We start from the raw sequence: 17,986 nt of genomic DNA, 5'->3' as shown, positions 1-17,986 counted from the left end.
ATTTTAGAATTTGAAGGTGACACCCAGTTGCAGAGGGGCTACTCCAAAACCAGCTTCAGCAAAGGCACCGATGTTTTCGGTGAAGAAGTACCGACCCCCAACGTGGCCACCCAGATCAACACCACCGATAGAATTGCGGAAACCGCCGTAATTGTTGTTCCAGCTCCAGCCGCTATAAACCAAACCAAGACCGGCGTACAGATCGATTTTGTCGTTGTCTAATTGCAGCAATTCATTGAAGTGGTACGAACCCCGTACACCAATACTATAGTAAGAGCCGTAACCGCTGTAGCCACGAAAGGCACCCAGCGCACCAACGGTGATATTCTTAGCGACACCAAGATCAAACGATGCACCCAGGCCAATACCGCCCCCACCGAAGCCGATACCACCCCAGCCACCTAAACCAATACCAGCATTTAAAAATTTAGATCCTTTATCGATGGGCATCTGAGCAAACGTCTCGGTACCAACCAACAACAGGGTCATGACAAGCAGAGAAGAGAGAATTTTTTTCATCAGTATTTGTAGAGTTAATTGTTAAACTTGGGCCAAAATAAGGGAGTTTCTGAACGTCTTACAAGAGTTTGGGCTTTAGTTTGTCGATTTTAGGCAAAAATTGGGTAGAAATCCTTCCTGAAATCGTACCGGCACCGCGTAGTAATAACCGTCCGGCAAGTAGTTCTACGTACTGCGTTCCCCCTTTCAGCCGTCGGATCGAATGTCAACACCCCGTCGCCCGCGCATCGCCCATTTCAACGAGTTCCGAACCGAGGCAAAAAATAAAAATGATTTTTTTGCCGGGAGCTGTAATGAATTCCGTCGTTCGTCGTCTTTGTCACTGAAATGGATCTACAAGCCTTCAAACACAAGGTACTCCCCGTTCAGGGCCGGCTTTTTCGGCTGGCCAAACTGTTTCTGCGCAACCGCGAAGAAGCCGAGGATGCTTTACAGGAGGTTTTGATGCGGCTCTGGACCAAACGCCAGCAACTGGATTCGTACAACAGTGTGGAAGCACTGGCCGTGCAGATGACCCGGAACCTGTGCCTCGACAAGCTGAAATCCCAGGCCCACCGCTCGACGGACGATAACTCGGACCTGAGCGACGTATTCGGCCACGGGGTTTCGCCTTACGAGCAGACCGAATTGTCAGACAGCACCAGCCTGTTGCACCGCATCATCGGAACGTTGCCGGAGCCGCAGAAACTCATTCTCCATCTGCGCGATGTGGAAGAGTATTCGTTTGAGGAAATTGCAGAAGTAACGGGGTTGACCGTCAACAACATCCGGGTGATTCTGTCGCGGGCCCGGCAGCGAGTGCGGGATAGCTACCTAAAAACCAACGATTATGAAGCCGGACATTGAGAAGCTACTGGAAAGATATTACGCCGGGGAGAGCACGCTGGAAGAAGAGAAGCAGTTGCGGACGTTTTTTCAAAGCGCATCGGTTCCCGCTCACCTGAAAAAACACGCCGGCCTGTTTCGGCACTTTTCCCAAGCCCGGCAGGAAGAACCGTCGGTGAAATTTGCCCCGCCCCGGTCGGATCGTCCGGCGGAAAACCGTCCCACCGGGCGGATACGCCGTCTGACCACGTGGGGGCTGCGGCTGGCGGCCAGCGTTGCCCTGCTGGCGGGCGGTTTTGCGGGCGGCTTGTGGTACGAACGCGAACAGAAACCGGGCGCAGCCGTGGAAACCTCGTCGGCGCTGGCCATTAAAAAAACGCTGGACTTTGATCGGATGAGTCAAACTTCGGCCAGCGAACGGATTCAGGCGGTCAATGAGTCGTCGGAACTGCCCGAAGCCAATCAGGATATTACGCAGTTGCTGATTAACACGCTGAATTTCGACGATAATGTGAACGTCCGGCTGGCAGCCTGTCAGGCGCTGATGCGTTTGCCCGACGAACCCGGTGTTCGCGAAGCCCTGATTCAGTCGCTGAAAATCCAGACGGACCCTTACGTTCAGATTATGCTTATCGAAGCGCTGGTGTCTATCCAGGAAAAACGGGCGGTCAACGAAATGCAGCGTCTGGCCCGCGATCGTGACCTGCTGGAAGCCGTTCGCCAGAAGGCCGAAGAAGGCATGAATCGACTGAACCAGAGCGCCCGACCGTCTGCGTCCTGAATTCCATACAATTTTCACTTTTCAAACCAAACCAATGAGAAAAATTGCCTTATTGATTGCCACCGCTTTGGTGTGCGCCCTCGACGCCAGCGCCCAGGAATACAAAGCCAAACTTCCCAATTCCAAAGACCGGAAAGTAACCCTGGAAATGGACGCCGGTGATTACAAATTTGAAGGATACGACGGCGATGAGGTCAGCATTCGGGCGTCATCGGGCCTGGAAGCGCCCCCGGAACGAGCCAAAGGACTAAAACCGCTGTATTATTCAGCGGTCGACAACTCGGGCATCGGGCTAGCCGTTACCCCCGAAAATGGCGGATTAAAAATTGAAAAAGCCACCCGCAAAGACATCGGTTATACCATCCGGATTCCGAGAAAAGTCTCCCTTCTCGTACGGCAGGTCAACTGGCGGAACGGTTCGGTAACCATCAGCAACATGGACGGTGATCTGGAAGTCCGCACAACGAACTCTCCCATTACCCTCAAAAACGTGACCGGACCGGTTGTGGCCAACACGACTAACGGCGAAGTAAACATCGTGTTCACGAACTTGAGTCAGGAAAAACCTACCTCCATCACGACCATTTCCGGGGCCGTAGACGTCACCCTGCCCGCCAACGCCAAAACTACGATGAAACTGCGGTCCATCAACGGCGAAATGTACACGGATTTTGATCTGGGTCTGAAAAGCGCCAAAGAAGGTTTGTCGAAAGTGGGCGGAGGCAACAATGTGGAAGGCACCACTAATGGCGGGGGCGTTGAAATGCAACTCAATACGATTAGCAGCAACATTTACATCCGGAAACAAAAATAAGTCGGTCGTGAAAAAACTATTCCTCTTCCTCCTGGCGGGCCTGCTGACGGTACCGGCCTTCGCCCAAAAAATCATTGACAAAAAAATACCGTTTTCAGCCAACCAACTGGTAAACCTCAACCTGAAGTTTGCCGACAGCATTCAGGTCCGGTATTGGGATAAAGCTGAAGTGTCCGTTCGGATTGCGGTAACCGTCAACGGGGGGCGACTCAACGACGCCCTTTTGGTTGAATCGGGTTCTACCGCCAGCGAGATCAGCCTCAAAACCGACTTCGACCGCGAAATGCTGAAGCAAGGAAAAGCCGAGGATTGCCCGGGAACAAAAACCAGCTGGCGTACTGAAGTCAACGGGCAGTCTCATTACATCTGTAGCACCATCAACTACCAGGTTTTTTTGCCCCGGCAAGCCAAACTTCGTCTGGAAACCATCAACGGTAACATCGATATTGAAGGAGCCAGCGAAGCCGTCTTTGCCAAAACCATCAGCGGTTTTGTGGACCTGAACTGGCCCGGCTCCAAAGGCGCGAATCTGGCCCTGAAAACCATCACCGGCGAGGTTTATTCCGACTTAGCCATCGATTTCAAAAACAAGAAACAGCAAAATCCCATCGTAGGCTATTTGCTGGAAGGAACTGTCAACGGCGGAGGGCCGGAAGTCCGGCTGGAATCGATCAGCAACAACGTTTACGTCCGAAGCCGAAAATAATTTCCTTCCGTCCTGAACTGGCCGCTCCGTAAACATAATTCAGAAATTCGGGTTTTATCCAGCAATTAACCGGAATCCAGCAGGCAGTGAATCAACTGTCTAAGGAATGCCGTCATAGGTCACACGAAACAAACGAAAAGTATGGCACGAGGAGACAAATCGGCTTATACGGACAAACAGAAACGACAAGCCGAACACATCGAGGAAAGTTACGAAGACCAGGGCCTACCTGAAGAAGAAGCCGAGCGCCGGGCCTGGGCCACCGTGAATAAAACTTCGGGCGGAGGCAAAAAGAGCGGATCGGGCCGGGGCCACGCCGAAAACCGGGAGCCAGCGCAGAAGGGCGGTAAAAAAGGCGGGGCGGCATCGGCCTCACGCAGCCCCGAAGAACGGTCGGCATCGGCGAAGAAGGCGGCTGCCACCCGGAAGAGAAACGCGGCCAAAGCGGCCAGTTAGGATACGGTCCCGGTATCCAATTCCCGGAGCAATGCCAGCCCTTCCGGCCAGTTACCGTACCCCGAACCGGCGTTGATGTGTCCGGCGGCATCCAGAACAACGAGTTTGCTGCCCCAGCTCCGGGCGAAAAACGTGGCCCGCGACAGGGTAACGTAATAATCATCGGTGCTCGTCACTACAGTGGAAGGAAAAGGCAAGTTCAGGAGTGGAACCGGAATAAAACCGGTAGTTCCCGGCGGATACGTATCCGCTTCCGTATCGCTGGGAGCTACCAACAAGGCCCCTCTGATCGTTCGCTGAAACGTTTGCGCCCAATAAGCAATGGCCGTGCAGGCCAGACTGTGCCCCACCAGAATGACGTTCGAAGGATCCCCCGCCATAACGTCTCTGTCAATCTGCTCGATCCAGTCCCGGCAGACGGGATTGTCCCAATTCTGCTGATTAATCCGCGAAAAGTCAGGGTATTGTCGTTCCCAGATGCTCTGCCAGTGTTGTTCGCCCGAGTTGCCCAGCCCGGGCAGGATCAGGATGCGGGGGGTGAAATTCATTGAAAATGACCGGTTACTAGCGAAAGAAACCGTAAGATATAAAATCCCGGGTGTTATCACCCGGTCCGCCTTTCCTTTGCTTCCGGAAAGCACGGGCTCTTAGAAGATTGGAATTCCACTCGTTGCTACCGCCCGGCTGCCTAACGTGCTACTCCGTGAACAAGATTCTGACCGTTGTCAACTGGACCGTTATGGGCCTGCTGGCCCTGTTCCTGATCCTCACCTTTTTTAACTCGAAGAAGGGCGGGGACGCGGCCGGGCAAGGGCAGGGTACGTTCTGGCTTATTCTAGCTGCCGGGGCGCTGGCGGTGCTGCTGGTTGTTAATCTGTTACCGTTCCGTTGGGGGAAATACGCCGGGCTGGCGGTAATCCTGCTGCCTTTCTTTCTAATCTGGTTTGACGACGTTTTTATTAACCTCAAAAAAGAGTTCAGCTACGATCAGGCCGACTACGACGGTTCCCGGTACTTTGCCGATCCCCAGCGCAAAGCCATTGCCCGGGCTCTTTCTTTCGACCGAATGGACGAGCTGGAACGCCTGCTCCGCGAACCGGTCCCCCTGATCAACGACGCACGGAACCCGGAACATTGGACCTTGCTGGATTATGCGGCCCGGAGCTACAGTTCTTATAATACGGTGTATAACAAAGACTGGAACATTACCCGGCGCAAACTGGAGTTGCTTTTGGAAGCCGGTGCGAAAATTGAAAACGCGGATCCCGGACGGATGGCGACGCACGCCCAGTGCATTGACCGTTGTCCGGCCGCCATGCTCCAGTTTTTTCTCGACCGCGGAGCCGACCCCAACACCAATGGCCCGTATGAAATGCCGCTCCTGTTCAATGTTATCCACCACGCCGAAGAACCGCTCGAAAAGATCCAGATTCTACTCGACCACGGCGTTCCCCTCCAGCAAACCAGCACCTTCGATGTTGAAACTGAACACTATTCGCCCCTGCTCTTTGCGGCCCACCTCGGGCACTGGAACATCTGCCTGCTGCTTATTCAGAAAGGTGCCGACGTCCGTTTCAAAGCCCCCAACGGTTTTACGCTGACCGATTACCTGAAAAAACAGGAGGACGAATACGCCCGTTATCCGCAAACTCCGTCACCAGAATTTGAGACGGTAAAATCGCTGATGGTCCAACCAAACCAGTAAAGATTTCCGAATTCTGTATCCAGACACCGCTGCGAAAAGTCTGAACGTAAAAAAACCGTCCAGTTGTAGCAACCAGGACGGTTTTGAGGTAAGAATCGCGTCTTCCCGCTATAGGAAGACGCAATTGCAGCATCTCACGCGAAGGCAAAGGGTTCAGGTATTTCCAGTTCTTCCAACCAACTACTTATTTCTGCAAAGACGGGTCCGAGCCGATTCCTTCATCAATCGCGCTGGTGTGATCTTTGGTAATTCTCAAATCTTTCAGTAAGCCCGTTTTAAACAAGCTGAAGCGTTCGGCTTTCAAACCGACTCCCATGTTCTTGGCAAGCTCTTGGGAGGTACCAGCATCAGGTTATTAATCAACGCTGCAATAAATGCCTTTGACCGCGTAAGGACCGGCATTCGGAGCCTTACGCGACCGGGCGAGGAAAGTCCCTTAATTCTTTTCAGGGAGGGAGGTGTGTGGAATAGTGTTAGCAATTTCGGCAGACGGTGTAACCGGAGTTACCGTGTTTACGCGCTGCACCTTATAATTCCGGTCGGCCAGGTTTTCCTGTGCGGTATGCGGTACAATCAGACCGTCAGCGGCTTCCGTGCGCGGGACGGGTTGTTTGTAATTGGTCACCAACTTCTGGTCGAAGCCAGTGGCGCTGATGGTTCCGCCCTTTTCGTTGGCCCATTTCCGGGCTGCAGCCGCTTTATTCGGATGTTTGTAATTATGCGTTGAGTAAGTCACATCGTTCCGGCGTTTTGCGTCATCCTGGGCCGAAGCGGTTACACTGAAAAGTCCGATTAATACAAGAGCAAAAAAGTATGTTTTCATGGCTATTTTATCTTTTAGTGGTCAACCTCCTGGAAATAATTCAAGGTGTATGTACCTGATCTCCTGGTTAACACTACAAAGATCGGAAGCCGGTGTTAGGCTCGCGTTAGAGCCGCATTAGAACGGGATTAGAAATTCACAAAACCTCTTTTAAACGACCTCAACGGTCTTTTTGCGGGATTTAACGTGCCAAAAGAGCAAGTTTAAAACAGAACGGAATGAGAGGGCTTAACGCGGGAAGGTGACAACGAACGTCGTTCCGGCTTCGGCCGACGATTCCACCCAAATCTGGCCCCGGTGCAGTTGCACAATGCGCTCGGTCAGGGGAAGCCCAATGCCGTAGCCCGGTAATCCGCTGGCGTTGCGGCCCCGCTGAAAGGGCACGAAAATGTCGGCCAACTGGTCGGTCGGAATCACCGAACCGGCATTGTGCACCCGTAGTTGCAGCAACTTTCCCGGTGCCGATAGGTGCAGGGTCACGGTATGATCCGGCGAAAACTTACCGCCGTTGTCCAGCAGGTTAAAGAAAGCCGTCCGCAGGAGTGGCTCGCTGCCCATCAACTGCCAGTCGGTAGGCGGCTTGTTCAGCGGATCAATCTGGAGATGAACGGTATACGTGGGTTGCAGACGCTGTGTTTCCAGCCGAACCTGTTCGAGCAGATGGTCTAGCTGCACGGGTCCCATCGGTACGGCCGACGAATCCATACTGGCGCTGGCCAGCGCCAGCAACCCGTTGGCCATCCGGTTGAGCCCCCGCACATCGTCGAGCACCGACTGGAGCGTAGCGCGCAGTTCATCCGGCCCGTCATCGGCCAGCAACGAGACCTCCAACTGGCCCGTGATGGCCGTCAGCGGGGTGCGCAGTTCGTGCGATGCGTGCGACACAAACGACCGCTGCAACCGAAAGGCTTCTTCCAGCCGGTTGAGCATCCGGTTGAACCGCTGCGCCAATTGCGTCAGCTCGTCACCACTTTTGCCCTCGGGCAGCCGCAGCGACAGATTGGAAGCCGTGATTTCATCAATCCGCTGGTTGATCCGGCTGATGGGTTGCACAATGCGGCCCATAAAATACCGTCCGGCCACCAGCACAATCCCCGTCATCAGAAACCAGCCTCCCGCCAGTAGCCGGGCGAAATCCTGAACGGTCCGCACGCCGTAGACATCGACCGCCGAAGCAAGAATAACGAAGGGAGCGTCGTCTTCGGTGAACAGCATTCCCACGATTTCGCGGTCGCCTTCCTGCCAGCTGGTCGTTTTCAGTTCCCGAACGCGCTGCAGGGTAGCGGGGGTTACGGAAAGGTAATCCGTGCCGCTTTCGTAGATCAATTCATTCTTGGCGTTGTAAATAATGATTTCTTCATCCGGCAACACCGTCAACTGATTTTTGTCAATCAACTTGTAAAGAGCCGGACCCAGGCGCTCCCGGCCTACCAGCAGATGCCCCGCCGTCATTGCTTCCGCCCGTAAGCGGGTCAGAAACTCGTGTTTGCGGTATTGTTCGGCCACCAGGTAGAGAAACAGGCAAAAAAACACCAGCAAAACGGAGACGATGGCGGTCGACAGAAGGGTCAGGCGGTTCTGAAGGCTCATTTTTCTTTCAGTACATAACCCATCCCGATCAGGGTGTGGATCAGTTTAACGGGATAATCCTTATCGATTTTGGCGCGCAGGTAGCTGACGTACACATCGATCACATTCGTACCTGTATCGAAGCCAATGTCCCACACCTGCTCGGCGATGTCCACCCGCGAAACCACCCGCCCGGCGTTTCGCATCAGGTATTCCAGCAGGGCGTATTCGCGGGCGGTCAGTTCGATGGTCTGCCCCTGCCGCCGGGCTACGCGCTCATCCAGGTTGAGTTCCAGGTCGGCCACGCGCAGGATGCGGTCCGCTTCTTCTGTCGTACCGGCCCGCCGAAGCAAGGCTTTAATTCGGGCCACCAGTTCCAGAAAATCGAAGGGCTTGGCCAGGTAATCATCGGCGCCGGCTTCAAAACCCAGCAGTTTGTCGGCGGTGGTGTCCAGGGCCGTCAGCATCAGAATGGGCACCCGGCGGTTGTGCTGGCGGATGTACTCAGCCAGTTCAAGACCGCTGATGTCGGGCAGATTCACGTCCAGAATGATCAGATCAAAGGCGATTTCACTGAAACGCTGCTTGCCCTCCTCCCCCGTCAATGCTACCTCAACCGTATACGACTGCGTTTGCAACCCTTTTTTAATAAATGTAGCCACCTTGGGTTCGTCTTCCACCAGGAGCAAATTCGCGATAGAACCAGCCGTCATAAGCAAGAATAGAAGGCCATTCGGGATCAGCCCGCACAACCCAATCGCAATGTACTTATTTCTACTCAAGCTTTCCGGCTTGATCCGCATGAAAAAAGCCCCTTTCGGAGCTTTTCAACGTTAAAATCTGCATTTAAAGGCAGCGCCATCTGTCACTGGGCGGAGCCAATACGACCAAGGCCCACCAGCAAGCGAACAAAAGGCCCGGAAGCACCGAACGAGGTCCCTTTAATAGACTCCGTGTAATTAACCCGCCATTTGGTACTGGCCGGCATAAAGTTATAGCCCGCCCGCAGCCCAACGGAAAAGCCTTTGGTGCGACTTCCGTTCTGTTTTCCAAGAATGTACTCCGCCCCAGCGGCTATGCTTCCTGTCACGCCCTGTTGCGACGCGACGATGTTTTCCCGCATACTGACTTGTTCGGGCACGAAGGCCGGATACCGTTTCTCGGCTTCCCAGATCCGGGTAGCAAAAAAGCCGTAACCCACCCCGGCAATCGGAAATACCGTCAGGCCTTTCTTGTGCAGCAGGACGTACCCGACGTTAAAAGCGAGATTAGCGGCACAGGGCGTCAGCTTAGCCGCCGTGTTGCTTATCGTGCCGCCGGTCTTGGCTTGAAGCTCCCCACCCAACAGCACGTTGTTTCTGACACCGTACCCGCTGAAACCGAAGGTTGTGTATGCTTTTTGAAGAGTGGGATAACTGGGTAGGAACCAGCCATTAATTTTCGAGGCATTAAAGGCTTCGTACCCCACCTGTACATGCAGTGCCCGGCCTGAGACCTGAGCAAAGATCCATTGTGAGCAGAGTAAAAATACTCCCAATACACCAAACCGTAAATAAAAGTTGATCATCGTCTTATCGTTTTAACCTGGATTGGGACGAATGTAGGGAAAATTTTATAAAATCTAATAATCAACCAATTGCACCCAAACTATTTTTTTATTGCGGACCCGGACACAACTGGTCGCTGTTCCTCCAATCTCCTCTACGATACCTTTATACGTCTGGCAAAACATCGCTTTGCCCTAATTACGTTGAGTACATACTACTAATAACATATCGCTTTATCCGCTTAAGAGTATAAATCACGGCCTAATTTTTCATTTAGGGACAGACCGTGCGTTCCGCAAAACGATTTCTTCGGAGAGATAACCCGGTAGCGCACAAATGAAAAAAGCCCCTTTCGGGGCTTTTTTCAGAATCAGTGCAGTGTTCAGTGGCTTGAGAGCTCGCTGCTTTTGAGCTTATCCTTGAACACCTTGCGGAACTTATCCAGCTTCGGTGCAATCACAAAAGCACAGTAGCCTTGCTCGGGGTTGTTGGCGAAATAGCTCTGGTGGTAATCTTCGGCCACGTAGAACGTCGAAGCCGGGCTGATTTCTGTTACAATGGGCTTGTCGTAGGCGCCAGACTCGTTCAACTCCTTCTTAACGGTTTCGGCCAGTTGCTTCTGCTCGTCGTTGTGGTAGAAAATCACCGAACGGTATTGCGTACCCACGTCGGCGCCCTGGCGGTTCAGCGAGGTCGGGTCGTGGCTGCGGAAGAACGCTTGCAGCAATTCCGCATAAGTCACTTTCCTGGGATCATAGGTTACTTCTACGCACTCCGCATGGCCGGTTGTTCCGGTGCAGACTTCTTTGTACGTTGGGTTGGCTTTGGTGCCGCCTTCGTAGCCCGAAACCGCTTCCGAAACGCCGTCCAGAGATTCAAACATGGCTTCCGTACACCAGAAGCAGCCGGTTCCGAAAGTTGCTTTTTCCATTCCCGGGGCGGTAGATGCAGTGTTGCTGGTATTCATAATTTTGGTTTTTCGTTCGGATGATGATTGTTTTGAGGATTGACCACACGACAACAGGGGCACGATGGGCAGCAGTGCCATCAGCCAGGCTGTAAGACGTTTCAGTTGCACTGGTTTGAACATAGTTCGATGTTGAAAGGTTTACACCCGTATAACAAATACGAGTTCCCGATCCTGTACTTACGCGGAAATCGGTCCGACGGTTTTTAAGTAAAACAGATTCTGTTTTAAGACGGTTCGATGAACTCCGTGTTTACCACAATCCTTACAGAATCTATGACTGAGTCCCTAGCGCTAGCCATTGAACAGTTCCGTTTCTCGGGCCACGAATCTAAGAAATTTTCCATCGCTGACGCCCCCACAAAAATCGACGATCTATACGAAAATAAGGAGCATTACGAGATTATACTGCGCAACCTGACGTCCGAACTGAATGAGTTCCAGGAAACCATGTTTGCCCACAACCGCTACGGAATGGTTACGATTTTTCAGGCGATGGATGCCGCCGGCAAAGACAGCACCATCCAGCATGTTTTTTCGGGGGTTAATCCGCTGGGGTTGCGTGTGCATTCGTTCAAACGGCCCAACGACGCGGAACTGGATCACGATTTTCTCTGGCGTAGCATGATCAACCTGCCCGAACGGGGCACCATCGGTATTTTCAACCGTTCGTATTACGAAGAGGTACTGGTCGTTAAAGTCCATCCCGATATTTTAACCCAGAGCCAGCGGTTACCCGACGAACGAACCGCCAACCTGGATAAACTCTGGAAGCAACGCTACAAGGACATCCGGAATTTCGAAACCTACCTGATTCGCAACGGCTTTCCGGTGCTGAAATTTTTCCTGAACGTATCGAAAAAAGAACAGGCCGAACGGCTGATTTCCCGAATCGAAGACCCGTCGAAAAACTGGAAATTCGACAACCAGGACGTAGTCGAACGCGGCTTCTGGAAACAATACATGCAGGCTTACGAAGAAGCGATCAACGAAACCGCCACCGAAAAAGCGCCCTGGTACATCATTCCGGCCGACGACAAGAAAAACATGCGGCTAATTGTGGCTAAAGTCGTGGCCGAAACGCTGCGGAGCCTGAAAATGGAGTATCCGAAGGTGACCAAAGAACAGCAGAAAAATCTCCAGGATCTGGTTGATGTCATCAATCGGGCAGACTAATCAGCTAGAAAACCGTTCCAATGGTGTGTCCTCTACCCACTTACGTCGTCATAAGTAACTGAAAGAAACCTTCTTTCAGCCGGACCGGGCCGTCCGGCAAACGTGCGGCCTTCCCACTTGTAACGACGATTTGAACTACCATTTCACCTGTTGGTTGCTTGGCGGTTTCCTGCTGCTCGGTTCGTTTGCCGGGGCGCAGGAATACCGTCGGCGCGAAACCAACCTCAGCGATTTTATCCAGAATCTGTTTCCGGTACAAACCGAGGGCATCGACTACCCTACGGTTTACGAAAATCTGTACCAGCTTTACGCCAGTCCGCTTGACCTCAACACCCTCACCCGCGACGAACTTTCGGCTACGTACCTGCTGACTGAACGGCAGCTTAACAGCCTGTTTGAGTACCGGGCCAGCTTCGGCAATTTCCTGTCCGTCTACGAACTGCAGGCCGTCCCGGATTTTGACCTGCCGACCATCCGCCGGCTGCTACCGTTTGTGACCATCGATGCGCGGAACCGTTCTTTCTCGGTTCGGAATCCGACCGATCATTACCTGATGATGCGCGTTGAACGGGTTCTGGAACAGCAAAAGGGATTTACCCCGGGCGAACCGGATAAAAACGGAAACTTGCCCCGGCGCTACGACGGCAGCCGACAGCAGTGGTATTGGCGCTATCGTTACAGCCGGCCACGCGATTTCAGTTTTGGCTTCACCCTCGAGCAGGACCCCGGTGAGCCGTTTCGCTGGCAGCCGGGCCGGTATCAGTACGGTATGGATTACGTTTCCTTCCACGCCCAACTTCAGAACCGGGGACGCTGGCGCAACATTCTGATCGGAGATTACCAACTCCAGATCGGACAGGGCCTTGTACTGGCGTCGGGCTTTTCGCTGGGAAAGGGGGCGGAAACCGTAGCGGGCGTTCGGCGGCCCTCGCTGGGTGCGCGGCCTCATACTTCTTTGAGCGAATACGGTTACTTACGTGGCCTGACAGCGACCTGTGCGCTGACCCGAAGCTGGGATGTCACGCTGCTGGCAGCCCACAACCGGCGCGACGGCAACGTGGTAACGGATTCGGAAAATCAGGAAGATAAAATCAGTTCGCTTCTCACCAGCGGTCTGCACCGGACACCCGCCGAACAGGCCGACCACGCCAGCGTTCTGGAACAAAACCTGGGGGCGCACCTGCTCTATCATCCGGACCAGCGGCTGCAACTGGGCGCGACAGTGCTGCACACCACTTTTGACAAAAGGCTGCAAAAACGCGATCTGCCGTACAACCGCTACGAATTTGCAGGTAAGCAGAACACCGTCATTGGGCTGCACGGCAGTTACATCTGGCAAAACATTAACTTTTTTGGAGAGGCCGCCCGGTCCACCAGCGGTGGTGTTGGCGCGGTGGGTGGGGCCGTCGCCAGTCTGACCAAACGGTTGGACGCGGCCCTGCTGGGACGGTATTACGCCCGGAATTTCCATAGCTTCTATGCCAATGCTTTCGGAGAAAACACGCGAAACAGCAATGAACGGGGCATTTACACGGGGTTGCGCTACGTCATTTACCGCAAGCTGACGTTGGGTACGTTCTTCGACTTTTACCGGTTCCCGTGGCTGAAGTACTTGGTTGACAAGCCGTCGCAGGGCTACGATTTTTTGGTGCAGACCACCTACACGCCCACCAAAAAACTGACCCTATACGGTATCTACCGCGAGGAGCACAAGGAGAAAAACCTGCCGACGGCGCTGAGTAAAACCAAAGAAACGGTCGGGACCGTGCGGAAAAACTACGCCATCAATGTCGAATACGCTCCCTCGCGGGTATGGTCGTGGCGGACGCGGGTGCAGTGGGGCGGCTTCCACTACGCCGATCATGAAGCGTCCAACGGTTTGGCGGTGGTGCAGGATGCCACGGCGGATTTCGGACGGCTTTCCCTCAGCGGGCGGCTGGCGTGGTTCAGCACTGACAGTTACGACAGTCGGCAGTATATTTACGAAAAAGATGTACTGTCCGCCTTTTCGATCCCGGCTTACGCCAACAAGGGCATCCGAAATTACCTTCTGGTTCAGTACACGTTGAACAAGCATCTGGACCTCTGGCTGCGCTGGAGCCGCACCGATTTTCGCCAGCAGGATACCGTTGGCTCGGATCTGGACGAAATTGCCAGGCCACACAAAAGCGAAGTAAAGGCGCAGGTGCGCTGGAAGTTTTGAGAAACATAAAAACGGATTCACTGAATCCGTTTTTGTTACCTGACTTACTACAAAATCACACGGCTTGGTGCGACTTTGTCCTGGTAAGCAACGAATAGGTTTTACGCGCTACTCGAGTTGAGGTGTGGATAAATTGTGCTGAGCCGCAGCTGAACGCTACAAAGTTGTCGCCCGGCTATGCGGGTTAGCCGTCCGCTGCCGGGACAAAACGGATGGCTGGCCCGCTTAAACAAGCCGTAGTCCGGACCAATGAGCCAACGGTTTAATCGTCACTCGGCCGAATGTTCGCCGGTTCAACCTTGGCGGTTTTGCTGCTCAGGGCCGAGATACCGAAGAATCCCACGGCTTTCGGACCGCTGGCGTTACGGTTGACGACGTTGGTGGGCACGTTGGCCGGCGGAGACGCAAACAAACCGCCGTTGTTAATCTGGGTGCTTAGTTGCTGGAAGAAATAAAATGCATCCGGCGTAATGGACAACACTTCAACCCGGACCGAATCGTTCATCTGGTACAGGTCTTCGGGATTGATGGCCCACCGGATCGGCTGAATAAACAGCAGCCCATCGGTATCCGCCGACCCATTGAACGAACCGTTGTAGGAAACCACGATGTTGTTTGTGCCGTCGAGTCTTTTGCCGTTGTGGTACGTACGAATCCAGTAGTAATCGCCCTGGCCGGGCAGGTCGGTGGCGTAAAATTCAGCCTGAAAACCCGTTTCGCTCGAAACCGGATTCAATTTTTCTTCCCGGAAAACCAGGGAATCAATGGGCGGAACGGGCTGCATCTGGGAAATGGCGTAATACTCCTGCCCTTCGTAACGGATGCCCAACAGATACTTCTTACCAATTTTGCCGAACGTCTCGCCGTTTTTGGGCGTCCAGACGTAATTGCCGTTGCCTTTCAGATCAACAAACTCGTGAATAACCGAGTCTTCGTCGGCTACAATGACCGTAGCGCCCAGAGCCGCCGGGGGCTGGGCGGCATCAAAATAACCGGCGGTACGCATAAGCCGGATTGTCTGCGGGCCGGGCTGGTTGGTCAGCCAGCCATCAACGGCCAGTTGCGACGGACCGGTCGCCAGGTTAATGTCGATCGGGTCTTCACAGGAAGTCAGGCCCAGTAGTAGCAGGCCGAACAAGATCACATGAAGGATCGAGAAACCGCATATATGGGTATTTTTCATGGCTATTTTCTGGTAAAAAAGTCCGAGGGTTGCTTAGAACTTGAAATTGTAAGTTGCTGACGGAATCAGGGTAGCGAACACCGAATACCGGACGGCCTCGGCGACTGGAATCTGCGCCGGTTCGCCGTTCAGCATGACGGTGCGTTTTTCTTCGGCCTGCCGGAAAAAGACGGAAAACGGGTTTTTGCGTCCGTAAGCGTTGTAAACCGAGAAGACCCAGTTACTTTCCCACTTCTGATCGGGGCGTTTCTTGCGGTTGTACAGCGTTGCCGACAAATCGATCCGGTGGTACGGCGGAATGCGGTAGTTGTTGCGTCCGTTCACGATGCCAACTAACACATTTTGAAAAAGATAGCCGTTGGTCGGGAACGTGCCGGGTGTACCGGTTGCAAACGCGAAAGATGCCGAGAAACTCCAGCGTTTATTGAGGTCGTACAAGGCCACGGCATTCAGGGTGTGCCGCTTGTCAAAGCGCGTCGGAAACCAGCGGTTGTTGTTAATGCCGTCCACGAAGCGTTCGGTTTTCGCAAGCGTGTAGCTTATCCAGCCGGTCAGGTCGCCCCGGTTTTTTTTCAGGTAAAACTCGGCCCCATACGCCCGCCCCTTGCCGTTCAGCAGGTCACCTTCGAGGTATTTGTTGAGCAGCAGTTCGGCGCCGTCGATGTAATCGACCTGATTCTGCAACCACTTGTAGTAGAGTTCCACCGAAGCCTCAAATTCCGTTCCGGTTTGGCCAAAGTTCCGGAAATAGCCCCCGGCAATCTGGTCGGCAATCTGTGGTTTGATGTTGTTGGTCGATGGGGTCCAGACGTCCAGCGGAGTCGAAGCCGTTGTGTTCGATACCAAGTGCAGGTACTGCGCCAGCCGGTTGTAGCTGACTTTCAGCGAGCTAATGTCATTCAACTCGTACTTGGCCGAAAACCGGGGTTCCCAGTTTCCGTAGGTCTGAATCACTTCGTTACGATCATACCTCGTGGTTGAAACCGGGAACCGGCGCTGACCCGCGGGCACATTGGTTTGAAATTCGTAAGCTTCGCCGGGGCCGAGGTAATTATACAGCGAATACCGCAGGCCGTACTGCAACTGCAACCGCCGGGAAACCTGCTGCTCGTTGCCGATGTAGAGCGCACTTTCCAGGGCATACTTGCTTTCCAGCCCAAACGACCGCACTTCTCCCCCGCTGGCCGCGTTGGCTTCGCCCGGCCGGAAGTCGTAGATAATGGCCTGCCCACCGAACGTCAGCGTGTTGTTTTTCAGAAACAGCGTAAAGTCGGGTTTGAGGCTGTAGTTGACAATGCCCGATTTCCAGTTGAAAAAGTCTTTCTGATTGGTGCGTTTCAGGTCGCTGTCCAGCAGGTAATCGTAGTTGCTGTAGAAAGCCGTTGTGTTCAAAAACAGCTTGTCGCTAAAGACGTGGTTCCAGCGCAGGCTCGTGGTGGTATTGCCCCAGTTAAAGCCAAAATCGGCGCCGAACACATCGCGCCCCAGATAACCGGATGCGTAAATGGTATTTTTGTCGTTGATGCGGTAGTTGGCTTTGGCCGTCAGGTCGTAGAAGAAAAACCGGGAGCCTTTCAAATCGCCCGTCAGAAACGGTTTGGCCAGCACGTCAGCGTACGACCGGCGACCCGCAATGATGAATGAACCCCGGGCCTGCCCGTTTTTATCTTTGAAGAGCGGCTGCTCCAGCGTCAACCGGCTAAAAATTAGGCCGATACCACCCGATACCGTGGTTCGCTTGGAATTTCCTTCCTTCATCCGGACATCCAGAATGGACGAAACCCGCCCGCCGTACAGGGCCGGAATCCCGCCTTTCACCAGCTTCACGTCTTTCACCGCATCGGGATTGAAGACCGAGAAGAAACCGAACAGGTGCGAAGAGTTATAAACCGGTGCTTCATCCAGCAATACCAGGTTCTGGTCAACGTTGCCGCCCCGGACGTTAAAGCCCGTCGCGCCCTCGCCCACCGTCGAAACGCCCGGCAGCAGCTGAATGCTCCGGATAACGTCAACTTCCCCCAGCAGGGCCGGCATTTTCTGGATCGTCTTCATTTCGACCGTATTAACGCTCATGGCTACGCTCTTTACGTTATCGTCTTCACGTCTGGTCGAAACGGTTACTTCCTGGAGGTCGCGTCCTTCCTCCTGCAATTCGATATTGAGTCGTACGTTCTCGCCCGTCAGATCGACGGTGCGGGTTTCTCTGGCAAAACCGACGTAGGTATACGTTAACGTATAGGTACCAGCCGGGAGCGTGAGGGAATAAAAGCCGTATGAATTGGTCGTAATGCCGGTCTCCGTTTCTTTGACAAACACCGAGACACCGATTAATCCTTCGCCGTTGGCCGCATCTTTAATGTAACCGCTCACCGTTCCCTGTCCACTCACGCGCCGGGTCGTTGGGGCAGCACCGGCTGTTTCCTGCGCCCGCAGAACCGTGCTGGTCAGCAGCAGCAGGAGGCATCCTTGTAAGAATTGTTTCATAAGTCAGGTTGTATCGCGAAAGCGCCAGTAAAGTTTGTGTATTTGTTGGTTGACAGCAAAGGTCGGGGTTCCCCCCATTAGGTAGGACAAAAAAATGATGAAGTGCCTAAATTCGATACTGAAAGGCACGGCTTATTGGATAAAAACCTCGCTTTCGGGTCATCTGGGTTTAAATCTTTTCAACAGTTCCGCCTAATTGTGGTTAGGTAGGAAATCAGACAACCTGGA

At 53.5% G+C, this 17,986-nt stretch carries 17 protein-coding genes; 8 read left to right on the top strand and 9 right to left on the bottom strand.

Annotated features, from left to right (window positions below; genetic code table 11):
• Positions 1–3: 3 nt before the first annotated feature.
• Positions 4–519 carry a hypothetical protein gene (locus OQ371_RS12800; RefSeq protein WP_265994162.1) on the bottom strand — a complete coding sequence of 172 codons (516 nt, stop codon included), beginning with the start codon at positions 517–519 and terminating at the stop codon, positions 4–6.
• Positions 520–846: 327 nt separating this feature from the next.
• Between OQ371_RS12800 and OQ371_RS12795 the strand changes: the two genes are divergently transcribed.
• The 5 genes from OQ371_RS12795 (at position 847) to OQ371_RS12775 (ending at position 4,101) form a co-directional block, all read left to right on the top strand.
• On the top strand, positions 847–1,365 hold the full coding sequence (locus OQ371_RS12795) for a GFO_1088 family ECF-type sigma factor (RefSeq protein WP_265994161.1): 519 nt from the start codon (positions 847–849) through the stop codon (positions 1,363–1,365).
• A complete protein-coding gene (locus tag OQ371_RS12790; RefSeq protein WP_265994160.1) occupies positions 1,349–2,125 on the top strand; it encodes a HEAT repeat domain-containing protein in 777 nt (258 codons plus the stop codon). The genes OQ371_RS12795 and OQ371_RS12790 overlap by 17 nt, the downstream gene beginning before the upstream one ends.
• A 34-nt stretch (positions 2,126–2,159) precedes the next feature.
• Positions 2,160–2,939 carry a DUF4097 family beta strand repeat-containing protein gene (locus OQ371_RS12785; protein ID WP_265994159.1) on the top strand — a complete coding sequence of 260 codons (780 nt, stop codon included), beginning with the start codon at positions 2,160–2,162 and terminating at the stop codon, positions 2,937–2,939.
• Positions 2,940–2,946: 7 nt separating this feature from the next.
• Entirely contained in the window at positions 2,947–3,645 is a 699-nt protein-coding gene (locus tag OQ371_RS12780; RefSeq protein ID WP_265994158.1) for a DUF4097 family beta strand repeat-containing protein, read from the top strand.
• A gap of 141 nt (positions 3,646–3,786) precedes the next feature.
• Positions 3,787–4,101, top strand: a complete 315-nt coding sequence (locus OQ371_RS12775) for a plasmid stabilization protein (RefSeq protein WP_265994157.1) — start codon at positions 3,787–3,789, stop codon at positions 4,099–4,101.
• On the opposite strand, the gene OQ371_RS12770 is transcribed toward OQ371_RS12775, so the two are convergent.
• Positions 4,098–4,649, bottom strand: a complete 552-nt coding sequence (locus OQ371_RS12770) for an RBBP9/YdeN family alpha/beta hydrolase (protein WP_265994156.1) — start codon at positions 4,647–4,649, stop codon at positions 4,098–4,100. The two genes, OQ371_RS12775 and OQ371_RS12770, sit on opposite strands and share 4 nt — an antisense overlap.
• Positions 4,650–4,804: 155 nt before the next feature.
• On the opposite strand from OQ371_RS12770, the gene OQ371_RS12765 reads away from it, so the two are divergent.
• Positions 4,805–5,806 (top strand): ankyrin repeat domain-containing protein, encoded by a 1,002-nt coding sequence (locus tag OQ371_RS12765; protein ID WP_265994155.1) that lies wholly within the window; start codon positions 4,805–4,807, stop codon positions 5,804–5,806.
• Positions 5,807–6,242: 436 nt separating this feature from the next.
• On the opposite strand, the gene OQ371_RS12760 is transcribed toward OQ371_RS12765, so the two are convergent.
• From OQ371_RS12760 to msrA, 5 genes are all read right to left on the bottom strand, one after another.
• Positions 6,243–6,629: a hypothetical protein gene (locus OQ371_RS12760; protein ID WP_265994154.1), complete on the bottom strand. Its 387-nt coding sequence runs from the start codon at positions 6,627–6,629 to the stop codon at positions 6,243–6,245.
• 228 nt (positions 6,630–6,857) lie between these two features.
• Positions 6,858–8,219 carry a HAMP domain-containing sensor histidine kinase gene (locus OQ371_RS12755; protein ID WP_265994153.1) on the bottom strand — a complete coding sequence of 454 codons (1,362 nt, stop codon included), beginning with the start codon at positions 8,217–8,219 and terminating at the stop codon, positions 6,858–6,860.
• Positions 8,216–8,911, bottom strand: coding sequence for a response regulator transcription factor (locus tag OQ371_RS12750; protein ID WP_265994152.1), 696 nt, complete (start codon positions 8,909–8,911; stop codon positions 8,216–8,218). Before OQ371_RS12750 ends, OQ371_RS12755 begins: the two co-directional genes overlap by 4 nt.
• Positions 8,912–9,063: 152 nt before the next feature.
• Positions 9,064–9,765, bottom strand: a complete 702-nt coding sequence (locus tag OQ371_RS12745) for a hypothetical protein (protein ID WP_265994151.1) — start codon at positions 9,763–9,765, stop codon at positions 9,064–9,066.
• A 362-nt stretch (positions 9,766–10,127) separates the two neighbouring features.
• Complete coding sequence (gene msrA, locus OQ371_RS12740) at positions 10,128–10,676, bottom strand: peptide-methionine (S)-S-oxide reductase MsrA (protein WP_374761445.1); 549 nt, start codon at positions 10,674–10,676, stop codon at positions 10,128–10,130.
• 312 nt (positions 10,677–10,988) lie between these two features.
• Here msrA and OQ371_RS12735 point away from each other — a divergent pair, with 312 nt between their 5' ends.
• The gene (locus tag OQ371_RS12735; RefSeq protein ID WP_265994149.1) at positions 10,989–11,888 is read left to right on the top strand and encodes a PPK2 family polyphosphate kinase; all 900 of its coding nucleotides are present in this window, start codon (positions 10,989–10,991) and stop codon (positions 11,886–11,888) included.
• Positions 11,889–12,018: 130 nt separating this feature from the next.
• The gene (locus OQ371_RS12730) at positions 12,019–14,091 is read left to right on the top strand and encodes a ComEA family DNA-binding protein (RefSeq protein ID WP_265994148.1); all 2,073 of its coding nucleotides are present in this window, start codon (positions 12,019–12,021) and stop codon (positions 14,089–14,091) included.
• 262 nt (positions 14,092–14,353) lie between these two features.
• Here OQ371_RS12730 and OQ371_RS12725 read toward each other — a convergent pair whose 3' ends face one another.
• On the bottom strand, positions 14,354–15,274 hold the full coding sequence (locus OQ371_RS12725) for a DUF4249 domain-containing protein (RefSeq protein WP_265994147.1): 921 nt from the start codon (positions 15,272–15,274) through the stop codon (positions 14,354–14,356).
• A gap of 33 nt (positions 15,275–15,307) precedes the next feature.
• On the bottom strand, positions 15,308–17,758 hold the full coding sequence (locus tag OQ371_RS12720; RefSeq protein ID WP_265994146.1) for a TonB-dependent receptor: 2,451 nt from the start codon (positions 17,756–17,758) through the stop codon (positions 15,308–15,310).
• Positions 17,759–17,986 lie beyond the last annotated feature (228 nt).

Origin of the sequence: Larkinella insperata, assembly GCF_026248825.1 — a bacterium.
GTDB classification, from domain to species: Bacteria; Bacteroidota; Bacteroidia; order Cytophagales; family Spirosomataceae; genus Larkinella; species Larkinella insperata.
The sequence above is the reverse complement of the archived record's forward strand: the minus strand, read 5'-3'. Positions and strand labels throughout refer to the sequence as shown.